10 protein-coding genes are annotated in these 8,685 nt (G+C 71.4%); 3 read left to right on the top strand and 7 right to left on the bottom strand.

The annotated features are described in order from the left end of the window. Window positions 1-529: 529 nt before the first annotated feature. Complete coding sequence (locus tag DRV84_RS08430; RefSeq protein ID WP_115979441.1) at window positions 530-961, top strand: hypothetical protein; 432 nt, start codon at window positions 530-532, stop codon at window positions 959-961. Window positions 962-1,341: 380 nt separating this feature from the next. After that, window positions 1,342-1,596 carry a DUF6538 domain-containing protein gene (locus DRV84_RS16235; RefSeq protein ID WP_115979440.1) on the top strand — a complete coding sequence of 85 codons (255 nt, stop codon included), beginning with the start codon at window positions 1,342-1,344 and terminating at the stop codon, window positions 1,594-1,596. A gap of 763 nt (window positions 1,597-2,359) precedes the next feature. Here the strand turns inward: DRV84_RS16235 and DRV84_RS08420 are convergent. The 4 genes from DRV84_RS08420 to DRV84_RS08405 all read right to left on the bottom strand — a co-directional run bounded on the left by DRV84_RS08420 (window position 2,360) and on the right by DRV84_RS08405 (window position 4,804). Beyond that, complete coding sequence (locus tag DRV84_RS08420; RefSeq protein ID WP_115979439.1) at window positions 2,360-2,896, bottom strand: hypothetical protein; 537 nt, start codon at window positions 2,894-2,896, stop codon at window positions 2,360-2,362. Window positions 2,897-3,047: 151 nt separating this feature from the next. Then, window positions 3,048-3,446, bottom strand: coding sequence for a hypothetical protein (locus tag DRV84_RS08415; protein WP_147298843.1), 399 nt, complete (start codon window positions 3,444-3,446; stop codon window positions 3,048-3,050). Window positions 3,447-3,899: 453 nt separating this feature from the next. Then, window positions 3,900-4,352, bottom strand: a complete 453-nt coding sequence (locus DRV84_RS08410) for an Lrp/AsnC family transcriptional regulator (RefSeq protein ID WP_115979437.1) — start codon at window positions 4,350-4,352, stop codon at window positions 3,900-3,902. After that, window positions 4,349-4,804: an Lrp/AsnC family transcriptional regulator gene (locus DRV84_RS08405; RefSeq protein ID WP_115979446.1), complete on the bottom strand. Its 456-nt coding sequence runs from the start codon at window positions 4,802-4,804 to the stop codon at window positions 4,349-4,351. Before DRV84_RS08405 ends, DRV84_RS08410 begins: the two co-directional genes overlap by 4 nt. 133 nt (window positions 4,805-4,937) lie before the next feature. On the opposite strand from DRV84_RS08405, the gene ilvC reads away from it, so the two are divergent. After that, window positions 4,938-5,960: a ketol-acid reductoisomerase gene (gene ilvC, locus DRV84_RS08400; RefSeq protein WP_115979436.1), complete on the top strand. Its 1,023-nt coding sequence runs from the start codon at window positions 4,938-4,940 to the stop codon at window positions 5,958-5,960. 61 nt (window positions 5,961-6,021) lie between these two features. Here the strand turns inward: ilvC and DRV84_RS15600 are convergent, their stop codons facing one another. The 3 genes from DRV84_RS15600 to folP form a co-directional block, all read right to left on the bottom strand. After that, entirely contained in the window at window positions 6,022-6,183 is a 162-nt protein-coding gene (locus tag DRV84_RS15600) for a hypothetical protein (protein ID WP_158547777.1), read from the bottom strand. Window positions 6,184-6,314: 131 nt separating this feature from the next. Then, window positions 6,315-7,661, bottom strand: a complete 1,347-nt coding sequence (gene glmM, locus DRV84_RS08395) for a phosphoglucosamine mutase (protein WP_115979435.1) — start codon at window positions 7,659-7,661, stop codon at window positions 6,315-6,317. Then, a complete protein-coding gene (gene folP / locus DRV84_RS08390; RefSeq protein ID WP_115979434.1) occupies window positions 7,658-8,665 on the bottom strand; it encodes a dihydropteroate synthase in 1,008 nt (335 codons plus the stop codon). Before folP ends, glmM begins: the two co-directional genes overlap by 4 nt. Between the last annotated feature and the right edge of the window lie 20 nt (window positions 8,666-8,685).

Genomic DNA, 8,685 nt, shown 5'->3' with positions numbered 1-8,685 from the left:
GGTCCTTTTTCCATGCCGGTTCACAGCAAATATTTTGTTTCACATGCTTCGCCGACTCGGATGTCGGCCCATATCAAGATTAATCGCGGCAACGTGCAAGTCGTAGTGTCTAAAAACTGGCGTATTTTGACTCGCTTTAAGAAAAAAGAGACCATGCCCTCGAATGTAAAGGTATTTGTAATCGCAGCTTTACAGGGCGTGGGAGCTCACGGTAGTCTATGTAGCCCCATACCGTTGTTGGCTGCAGTGCCGCGCGTAGCTGCAGTGTCGAAACCATCTCAGTCCTCCAACGATGCCTCAAAAGCGAAAAGGGCACCTGCGGATCCTTGCTCATATAATTCTGTATGGAAGAAGACCTATAGAGCTGCGAAAGTTTGTCCAGTTGACCGGTGCGAAAGGCCGAGGCGCTCTGAGCGTGCCGTATCGGGTAGTTCTACAGCGATAGGGCACAAGCTCCACAGGACAGGCATAAGCCGCGCCCCGATCCTGACAGCCCGCGCCAGAGTCCGGGCGTCAATCAGGAGAAACCATGAAACACGTTCAAGACACTTTCACCGACCTATCGGTCAGCGCCGCCGAAGCTTTTGCCCGGCGGCGCGTGCTCTCAAGAACGCTCGCCGAAAATCGGGCGATTCTCCCCGAAGATATGGCCGGGCTCCTCGACGATCTGGCAACTGCCACGGCGGGACCGGAGCTCTTTACCCCCGAGGTATTGGGGTATGTCGGTGATCTTGTGGCGGCACTCGACGATATCATCGATCAAGAAGGCGGTGGTCCATCAGAGGTGCGCAGTGAGGAGGGTCAACTCTGCCTCGTCGGGGGCAGCGCGACGGGCCGAAGGCTCGCGGAAGTGCGCCGCGCGCTTGCGGCGTTAGCCGAGATCGGCTGGCGCGTCGCGGACCGCCTCGCCGCAGAGTCAGCTCTTGAGTACCATCGGAATGCCATGAGTAAGTCCGCATAGACGGCACAGGTGCGAAATTGTTGGTCCTGCCGGGCGTGGCCGCGGATGCATTCGCGGCCACAACCCCTGCAGAAAAATTAGCAACGGCAGCAGCATCGTGACTTCGACCGTTGCCGGCATGAGGGCGCGACGCTCGATAGCGCCACCGTTCAGTCCCCAAGCGCTGTAAACAACTTCCCGAGCTCCTCCAGCTGCTCGAAAAAGGTGTTTGAACTCTCTCCCTGTCGCTCCGCCAGCTTAACGATCCCCTCGGCGAAAAAATATGTCCTTCAATCAAGGGCCTGGGCTGCCATGCGCCGCGTTTCTCGCGGGTACGCCATTTCTCTGCGCCCGATTCTGCGACATATTTTGCTACACGCCGGGGTGATGTGGAGGGTCAGATGCCGCTGATCATGCGGGGCGGCACGTGGCACCTGCGGCGGCGCATGCCGGTGCGGTTCGCGGAGGTGGAGCCGCGGCGCGAGGTATGGGTGTCACTGAAGACGGACGCGCGCCTGGTGGCGGCCCGGACGGCGACGGCGGTCTGGGAAGGCCTGATCGGAGGGCGGGAAGCGCAGCTCGCCAGTCGATCCGATGACGCCGCCACGCGGCTGGCGGTGGCCCGGGAGATCGCCGCGCGTCGCGGCCTGACCTAACGGCCGACATGCGATGTCGCGGATCTGCCCGTCGACGAGCTCCTGGTGCGCGCGGCAGGCGCGCGGCGCCCGGCGCGATCAGCACGACGGGGCGGTGGCTCTCGAGCGCCTCGCGCAGCTCGCGCGCGAGCTCGGGCCAGATCTCGTCCGGCTGCGGGGCGCGCGCGCTCAGCGCGTCCTCGACGCAGTGGATCACCGGCTGGAGGGGCGCGCGCCGCACGGCCGGCAGGACCGGGACGAGCCGCGAGAGCGCGCGGGTCAGGCCCGCGTCGCCGCTCTCGATCAGCGTGACGGCGCCGGGGCGGAGGAGCGCGTCCTCGAGCGCGGCGGCGTCGGGCAGAGCGGCGCAGAGGCGCAGGAGCGCCTGCAGCCCGGTGGCGCGCGGCGGCGCCGGGGTCTCGGGCACCCCCGCCTGCGGCTCGGCGGGCACGCGGAAGGGGTCCTCGCCGGCGGCGAGCATCTCGGCGACCTCCTCGGGCGGGCGGATATCGGCGAGCGCGGCATCGGCGCCCGGCGCCGAGAGCGCGCGCTCGGCGGCGGGGGACAGGCCGTCGGGCCAGAGCGTCTCACGGGTGAGCGGGTCGTCGGCGAGCGCACGCAGCAGCTCGCGCGCGAAGGCCAGCCAGTCCGGCCGGGCGGCGGTGCCGCGCGGCGCGCGGGCGGGAGACGGGGTCGTCGGCATGGCGGAAAACTCCATCGAAGGCGGACGGAGCGCGGGCCGCGAGGCAGCCCGCGCGGGCGCGGCGGTGATTACGCCGTTCGCTCAGGCGGCGCCGGGCGCCGCCGCCGGGGCCGGCAGGTCGAGATCGCGCAGCGCGGCATCGAGGCTCGCGAGCGGGCGCTCCGCGAGCCGGGCGAGCGCCGCCCGCGGCATGAGGAGCTGGGAGCCCCGGGCGGCCGTGAAGAGCACGGTGTTCAGCGGCAGCGCGACGAGGGCCGCGAGATCGAAGTCCCCGGGCGCGTAATTCCGCCGGCCCGATGGGTTGCCCCGATAGCCTTTCTGCATGCGGAACTCGTAGCCCCGCGCGCTGGCGCGGGTCCGGGTCTTGATCTGCAGCCGCACGGTGCGGCGGGCGAGCGGGAGCAAGCGGTCGGAGGACGAGCCGTCGGGCACCGGCGAAGGGAGAAGGCCGTGGCGCAGCAGGAGGCTGTCGACCAGCGCCTCTCCGGCCAGCCCGATCATGCGGGCGCGGCGCGAGAGGGCCTCGGGGGAGACATTCGGGTAGGCGCCGAGATCGTCGAAGGCGTCGCGCAGCAGATCGTCGTCGGCGAGGAGGTCACGAAGGGTTTTGATGGGCACGGAAAAGCTCCTGTCATCTCTGTGGGACGGCGCACCGCTCCGCCCGGCCGGACACGGGCCGGCCGGGAGACGGCGCGCGGCGCGCCGCGAGGCGGGAGGGTGTGCGACGCCCCGCCCCGGCCCGGCACCGGCGCAGGCGGTCTGTCGGGGATCAGAGAGCGGGCGCGTCCGGTCCCGCAGCCGCCGCGGGAGGCAGCGCGCAGCCCGCAGCCACCACCGGGTCCAGCTTCACCGGCGGCAGATCCACCGGCGGCAGGTCCACGGGCAGGATCAGCGGCGCGCCGTCGCGCCGCGCGGCCGGGCTGGTGGGGCAGGTGTGACGAGGCTCGCGACGACGCGCGCCGCCCGGTGAACGCGCGACACCAGCTACGTCGAAGCAGGTTGTCGCCAGTTCCCGCACCACGGCCCGGGACATGACCGCCATCTCGCGCGCCCGGGAGCCGGCGCTGCCGCGGGCCTCGAACGGCCCCCTGCAGGACCGCCGTTCGGCCATGAACCGACGGGCCCGCCCGGGCGTCAGCGTCTCGCGAAACGTCGCGTGGCCCGTCATCGTCGCAGCGCGGGAGCGGGACAACACGTCTTGCCACGTCCACGCCGATCATGCTGTCGTTCGTTTTGCCGGCCTCGGCGCTTCGGGGGTCTCGGAGCGTTCTCCCGGCCGTTCGCGATACCGTCCGGAGCGGGCGGCGACGACGGTCCCCCGGATCCATCCGCGCCATCGTCCCTTGTGCCGGTTCCTCGCGTCCGCGCTGCCGCTGCGGCCGGATCGGGAGATCGGGGATGTCCGAAACGGCGGCGGGGCGATCCGCATCCGCGCGCGGGCCGAATGCGGTCCCCCGACGGCCCGGGATCCCGGGGGTCGGTCGCGCGCACGCCCCGCGACGCACGCCGCGGTCTGCGCGAGCGATGCCGCCGGCCGGGGCAGGGGGGCTGTCCGCCCCCCTCTTGGCCTGCGGCCAATTCACCCCCCGAGAGTATTTGAGCCAAGATGATGGGCGCGCCGTCAGAGCGGGCCGGGGCGACGTTCCTCGGAGAGGAGGACGTTGGCCTCGACCGCGCCGGCGCCGGGGAGCGTCATGATGCGCCGGCGCAGGAGGCGTTCGAAATCGGGGATGTCTCGGGCGACGACGCGCAGGCGGTAGTCGTAGAGGCCGAGGATGTGCTCGATCGTCTGCACCTCGGGGATGGCGGCGGCGGCGCGCTCGAAGTCCTCGAGGCTCGCGCGGCCCTTGGCGGCGAGTTTCACCCCGAGAAAGACGGTGACGCCGAAGCCGGCCGCCTGCGGGTCGATGTCGAGGCGGCGCGCGCGGATGACGCCCGAGGCCTCCAGCCGCCGGAGCCGGCGCCAGGCGGCGGGCTGCGAGATGCCGAGGGCGCGGCCGAGCTCGGCGGCGGAGCGCGTGGCGTCCTCGGCCACGAGGCGCAGGAGGGCGCGGTCGGTGGCGTCGAGGGTCACAGCGGAAGCGCCTCGCGCTCCTCGAGGCGCGCGACATGCATCAGGGCCTCGATGTCGGCGATATGCGGCAGGGTCAGGATGCGCTCGCGGTAGATGCGCTGGTAATGCGCCATGTCGCGGGCGATCACCGCGAGGCGCGCGTCGACGGAGCCGAGGAAGGTCTGGATCTCCAGCACTTCGGGCACCGCGCGGGCGGCGGCGAGGAAGGCGTCGAAGGCGTCGGGCTGCGTCTTGTCGAGGGTGAAGCGCAGCGAGACCTCCACCGACCAGCCGAGCGCGCGCCAGTCGATCACCGCGCGCGTGCCGCGCAGGACGCCCGCGGCGCGCAGCCGCGCGAGGCGGCGCGAGGCGACGGAGGGGGTGGTCGCTGCCCGGTCGGCGAGCGCGGCCATGCTCTGGCCCGGGTCGGCCTGCAGTTGGCGGAGGAGGCGGCGGTCGAGGTCGTCGAGCATGGATTGCGCCATTAAGCCCTGTTCGATGAATGGTCGTTGCGCAGTATAGCCTTTTCGCGGGTGAAACAAAATCCCTTCTCCGTCGTAGCGGCCTAGAGTGCGCGGCATTGACAGGATCCAAGGAGGGCGAGCGATGCGCGTCTATTACGACCGCGACTGCGACATTAACCTGATCAAGGACAAGAAGGTGGCGATCCTCGGCTACGGCAGCCAGGGGCACGCCCATGCGCTGAACCTGCGCGACTCGGGCGCGCGCAACGTGGTCGTGGCGCTCCGCGAGGGGTCGGCGAGCGCGAAGAAGGCCGAGGCCGAGGGGCTGTCGGTCATGGGCATCGCCGAGGCGGCGGCCTGGTGCGACCTGATGATGTTCACCATGCCTGACGAGCTGCAGGCCGAGACCTACCGGACGTACGTGCACGACAACCTGAAGGAGGGCGCGGCGATCGCCTTCGCGCACGGGCTCAACGTGCATTTCGGGCTGATCGAGCCGAAGCCGGGCGTCGACGTCATCATGATGGCGCCGAAGGGCCCCGGCCACACGGTGCGCGGCGAATACGTCAAGGGCGGCGGCGTGCCCTGCCTCGTCGCGGTGCAGAACGACGCCTCCGGAAAGGCGCTGGAGCTCGGTCTGTCCTACTGCGCCGCGATCGGCGGCGGGCGCTCCGGGATCATCGAGACGACCTTCCAGGAGGAGTGCGAGACCGATCTCTTCGGCGAGCAGGCGGTGCTCTGCGGCGGCCTCGTGGAACTGATCCGCGCGGGCTTCGAGACGCTGGTCGAGGCGGGCTACGCGCCCGAGATGGCCTATTTCGAGTGCCTGCACGAGGTGAAGCTGATCGTGGACCTGATCTACGAGGGCGGCATCGCCAACATGAACTACTCGATCTCGAACACCGCCGAGTACGGCGAATACGTCAGCGGGCCGCGGGTGCTGCCCTACGACGAGACGAAGGCGCGGATGAAGGCGATCCTGACCGACATCCAGACGGGCCGCTTCACGCGCGACTGGATGCAGGAGTGCAGCGTGGGCCAGCCGATGTTCAAGGCGACGCGGCGCCTCAACGACGCGCACCAGATCGAGGAAGTGGGCGAGAAGCTCCGCGACATGATGCCGTGGATCACCGCCGGCAAGATGGTGGACCGGGAGCGCAACTGAGCCCCGGCGACGCGACCGGCCCGGGCCGCGGCGCCCGGGCCGTGGCGGGCGCGGCGCGCCCTCACTCGTCCTTGCGGTGGGGGTCGCCGTCCTCGGCCAGCGCGCTGGCCGGCACCCTCGGGTCGTGCTTGCGCTTTTCGGTCACGCGCTTGGAGTTGATCGCGATGATCGCGACGATGCCGAGCGTCACGATCGCGAGCGTCGGAATGATGTAGGCTTCCATTTCGGTCACCTCCTGAGCTTGGACCCGGACACGCCGGCGCCGCGGAGGATCCCCGGCGCCGCGTCGGGATCACCGCGGAAACGGTGCGCCCCCGCCCCGCGGTTCCGCGGCGCGACGTCGCAGGCCCGCGTTCAGGCGGCGTGCTCGACGGCGGCGACCACCTCGGCGACGACCTCGGCCATCAGCGCCTCGTCCTCGGCCTCGGCCATGACGCGAATGAGCGGCTCGGTGCCCGAGGGGCGGATCAGGAGGCGGCCCTGCCCGGTCAGGCGCGCCTCCGCCGCGGCGATGGCGTCGCGCACGGCCGCGGCCTCGAGCGGCGCTTGCCCGGTGGCGTAGCGCACGTTGCGCAGGAGTTGCGGCACCGGCTCGAACTGCCGGGCGAGGCGGCTGGCGGGCTGGCCGCTGCGCACCATCTCGGCGAGGAACTGGAGCCCCGCCATCAGCCCGTCGCCGGTGGTGGCGTGATCGGTCATGACGATGTGGCCCGATTGCTCGCCCCCGAGGGTCCAGCCGCCCGCGCGCATCGCCTCGACCACGTAGCGGTCGCCGACCCGCGTGCGCTCGAGGCGCAGGCCGCGCGCGGCGAGGAAGCGTTCCAGCCCGAGGTTGGACATCACCGTGGCGACGAGCGTGCCGTCGGCGAGCCGGCCTTCCTCGGCCCAGCGCGCCGCCATCAGCGCCATCAGCTGGTCGCCGTCGGCGACCGTGCCCGTCTCGTCGATGAGCACGATGCGGTCGGCGTCGCCGTCGAGGCAGATGCCGACGTCCGCGCCATGCGCCACAACGGCCTCGGCGGCGGCCTGCGGCTGCGTGGAGCCGCAGCCGGCGTTGATGTTCGCACCGTCCGGCGCGGTGCCCAGCGCCACGACGTCGGCGCCGAGCTCCCAGAGTACCTCGGGCGCGGCGCGGTAGGCGGCGCCGTTGGCGCAGTCCACGACGATCTTCAGCCCGTCGAGGCGCATGCCTTGCGGGAAGGTGGATTTCACCCGCTCGACGTAGCGGAAGCGGCCGTCGTCGATGCGCTGCGCGCGCCCGATCCCGGAGGCCGGCGCGGGATCGACGCCCGCCTCCATGAGCGCCTCGATCTCGACTTCCGCCGCATCCGAGAGCTTGAAGCCGTCGGGGCCGAAGAACTTGATGCCGTTGTCCTCGGCCGGGTTGTGCGAGGCCGAGATCATGATGCCGAGGTCGGCGCGCATCGATGGCGTCAGCAGCCCCACCGCCGGCGTCGGCACCGGGCCGAGCAGTAAGACGTTCATGCCGGCCGAGGTCAGCCCCGCGGTCAGCGCGGTCTCGAACATGTAGCCCGAGAGCCGCGTGTCCTTGCCGATCACCACGCGGTGCACCGCGCTGCCGCCGTCGCGGCGGAAATAGCGCCCGGCCGCCTGCCCGAGGCGCAGCGCGAGATCGGCGGTCATGGGCGCGGTGTTGGCGCGCCCGCGGATGCCGTCGGTGCCGAAGAACTTGCGGGTCATGCGGCCTCTCCTTCCTCCGTCGCCTGCCAGAGCGCGAGCGCCTGCGCCGTCTCGGCCACGTCGTGCACCCGCAGGAGCTGCACGCCCTCGGCCGCCGCCCGCAGCGCTACGGCGACCGAGCCGGGCGCCCGCGCCGCGCCGCCGGGCGCGCCCGAGACCTGCCCGATGAAGCCCTTGCGCGACGCGCCGAGCAGGACCGGCACGCCCAGCCCGTGAAAGAGCGCGATGCCCCGGATCAGCGCGAGGTTGTGCGCGAGCGTCTTGCCGAAACCGATGCCGGGATCGACGACGCAGCGGGCGCGCGGGATGCCCGCGGCCTCGGCCCGCGCGAGGTGGCCCTCGAGCGCGTCGAAGACGTCGAGCAGCACGTCCTCGTAGCGCGGGTCGTCCTGCATCGTCTCGGGCGCGCCCTGTGCGTGCATCAGGATCACCGGCGCGCCCGTTTCGGCGCAGACCCCCGCGAGATCCGGGTCGAAGGTGAGCGCCGAGACGTCGTTGACCACCGCCGCGCCGGCCGCGAGCGCGGCGCGCGCGACGCCGGCCTTGCGCGTGTCGATCGAGACGGGAGCCCCGAGCGCGGCGACTGGGCCGATCACGGGGGCGATGCGCGCGATCTCCTCCCGCTCGGGGACCTCCGTCGCGCCGGGGCGGGTCGATTCGCCGCCCACGTCGATGATCTCGGCGCCCGCCTCGGCCATGGCGCGGGCGGCGGCTGTGGCGGTGTCGGGGTCGCTATGCGCGCCGCCGTCCGAGAAGCTGTCCGGCGTGACGTTCAGGATGCCCATGATCCGCGCGCGGTCCATGGCGAGCCCGGCGAACGGCGCGCGCGGCGCGGTGAGCGCCGCGCGCCAGCCCTCGGGTAGATCGGACGCGGGGACGAGGCGCGGGGCCGCCCCCCGCGAGAGGCACTCGGCCTCGGCGAACCAGGCGGGGCCGCCGGCGAGCGGCAGCGCGCCGGCGGGGCGCGCGCGCCCGCGGCGCACGATCGGGCGATAATACGTCATGGCCGGTTCAATGCGCGAGC

Origin of the sequence: Rhodosalinus sediminis (assembly GCF_003385555.1) — a bacterium.
Classification (GTDB): Bacteria; Pseudomonadota; Alphaproteobacteria; order Rhodobacterales; family Rhodobacteraceae; genus Rhodosalinus; species Rhodosalinus sediminis.
This window is presented reverse-complemented; position numbering and strand designations above follow the sequence as displayed.

Excerpts from the sequence above, each read along its gene's own strand:
- folP (WP_115979434.1), bottom strand. The coding sequence starts at position 8,665 with ATGACGTATTATCGCCCGATCGTGCGCCGCGGGCGCGCGCGCCCCGCC.
- DRV84_RS08430 (WP_115979441.1), top strand. The coding sequence starts at position 530 with ATGAAACACGTTCAAGACACTTTCACCGACCTATCGGTCAGCGCCGCC.
- glmM (WP_115979435.1), bottom strand. The coding sequence starts at position 7,661 with ATGACCCGCAAGTTCTTCGGCACCGACGGCATCCGCGGGCGCGCCAAC.
- ilvC (WP_115979436.1), top strand. The coding sequence starts at position 4,938 with ATGCGCGTCTATTACGACCGCGACTGCGACATTAACCTGATCAAGGAC.
- DRV84_RS08405 (WP_115979446.1), bottom strand. The coding sequence starts at position 4,804 with ATGCTCGACGACCTCGACCGCCGCCTCCTCCGCCAACTGCAGGCCGAC.
- DRV84_RS16235 (WP_115979440.1), top strand. The coding sequence starts at position 1,342 with ATGCCGCTGATCATGCGGGGCGGCACGTGGCACCTGCGGCGGCGCATG.
- DRV84_RS08415 (WP_147298843.1), bottom strand. The coding sequence starts at position 3,446 with ATGACGGGCCACGCGACGTTTCGCGAGACGCTGACGCCCGGGCGGGCC.
- DRV84_RS15600 (WP_158547777.1), bottom strand. The coding sequence starts at position 6,183 with ATGGAAGCCTACATCATTCCGACGCTCGCGATCGTGACGCTCGGCATC.